The following is a 595-nucleotide window of genomic DNA, read 5'->3' as shown; positions in this document are numbered from 1 at the left end:
GCGGATCGGCCGGCGCTTTCTGAACGCCGGGGTCGGGTTCGGCGGGGGCTGCCTGCCCAAGGACATCCGCGCCCTGCAGGCCCGGGTGAGCGAGCTCGGCCTGGACCGCACCATGCGCTTTTTGGCCGAGATGGACGACATCAACCTGCGCCGCCGCGACAGGGTCGTGGACCTGGCCGTCCAGGTCCTCTCCCACACCCTGCACGGGGCACCCCGCCGGGCGCCCAACGGCGGGGCCGGGCACACCCCGGACCCGGTCTCCGTCCAGGTCCTCAACGGGGCCAGGATCGCGATCCTCGGGGTCACCTTCAAGCCCGACTCCGACGACGTGCGCGACTCCCCCGCCCTGGACGTGGCCAACCGGCTCTACACCGCCGGGGCCGACGTGGCCGTCTACGACCCGAAGGGCAACGCCAACGCCGCCGCCCGGTTCCCCCGCCTGGACTACGTGAACACCTGCGAGGCGGCCCTCCAGGGAGCGGACCTGGTCATCCTGCTCACCGAATGGGACGAGTTCAAGGCCCTGGACCCCACCCACGTCGCCACCCTGATGGCCCGGCCCACCATCATCGACGCCCGCAACGTCCTGGACCCC

1 protein-coding gene is annotated in these 595 nt (G+C 72.3%); it reads left to right on the top strand.

Going from position 1 to position 595, the window contains the following annotated elements; all coding sequences use genetic code 11:
- The coding region (locus CITRI_RS0115585) for a UDP binding domain-containing protein (RefSeq protein WP_010145890.1) at window positions 1-595 on the top strand (595 nt) is incomplete at both ends.

Origin of the sequence: Citricoccus sp. CH26A, assembly GCF_000224415.1 — a bacterium.
Classification (GTDB): domain Bacteria; phylum Actinomycetota; class Actinomycetes; order Actinomycetales; family Micrococcaceae; genus Citricoccus.
The sequence above is the reverse complement of the archived record's forward strand: the minus strand, read 5'-3'. Positions and strand labels throughout refer to the sequence as shown.